Here is a 1215-nt window from a genome sequence, read left to right on the forward strand (position 1 = left end):
TTAATGACCCTCTGGGTTATCTTTTGGGACTCCAAAATGTCAAGAGAAACAAAAAGATGGCAAGAAATGAGGTAACACAATGCCACGCACCGTAAATATAGCCTTAAGTTCTACGCAACGCTCTCAATCTCTGCAGTAAAAAAAATTGAAAAAAACTCTTGACAAATTTAAAATTATGTGGTATAATTATAACACACAAACAAGGGAGGGAAATTAAAAAGGAGAGTAAAAAGAAGATGAGTCCTTATCCCTATGGTCATCATAAATTCAGCAGGAAAATAAAAAAAGAAAGGTAAGCCTTCTGGCATTAATCTAAAGTCAAGAAGGCTTTTTTGTTTTTATAAACCACGAATGGCACGAATGGCACGAATTAATGGGTAAAAAAAATTCGTATAATTCGTTAAATTCGTGGTTAAAAAGGAGGTAAAATATTATGGCTAATAATCAAGTTGTTTTAGACCCAAAATTATTACTTCACTATAATCAAACTAAAAACGAAGTTGAGCATTTTGACCCGACATTCGATAATATCGTCCGCCAGACCTTTTTGCGCGAGGCAATGAAGAAAAAAGCAGGAGATATTGGCTGGGAGGATGAAACTAAAATTATTCCTGATACTGGTTACAAACTCTTCGATAAAAACCTTGATGGTAAAATAACTGTCAGTGACTTGAAATTATATGCCCCGAATATTACTAACCTCTTAACCTCGATTGAACAAGCCATAGACAAACCACCAGAAGAAAATAAGCAGGTTGATTTTAACAAAGATAATAAGATAGACCAGGAAGATATATTTACTCTTTGGGCAAATACCAATCTCCCCAATCTTGACCTGTTAAAGCAAGCCTACAGTAAAACATCCAATGACCCAAACTGGGAAGATAAAACTGAAATAGTCAAATTAGGCTACAAAAATGCCGATGTAAATCTGGATGAGGAGGTAAATGACCTTGATAAAGCGCTGATATTTTCTGCCATTTATCCTAACGGGACATTAGTTAGAAGCGAAGCAGACAATAGATTTATGATTGTTTCAGGAACTAAAAAACGCATCATGGAAGATAAGACCATTGAAAACTTAGGCATTGACAAAAACCAGATAATTACACTAACAGATGAAGAGTTAGAACTTATACCTGATGGTGAAGATGTACCTGCAATAAAATATGACAATGGTACATTACTAAAAGTAAAAGATTCAAATCTTGACCA

Annotated in this window: 1 protein-coding gene; it reads left to right on the plus strand. The window is 34.6% G+C overall.

Annotated features, from left to right (window positions below; translation table 11 throughout):
* Positions 1-433: 433 nt before the first annotated feature.
* Positions 434-1215: hypothetical protein (locus AB1414_21175; protein MEW6609925.1), on the plus strand; the 782-nt coding region annotated here is incomplete at its 3' end.

The sequence above is a fragment of the bacterium genome (genome assembly GCA_040755795.1).
Lineage (GTDB): Bacteria > UBA9089 > CG2-30-40-21 > CG2-30-40-21 > SBAY01 > JBFLXS01.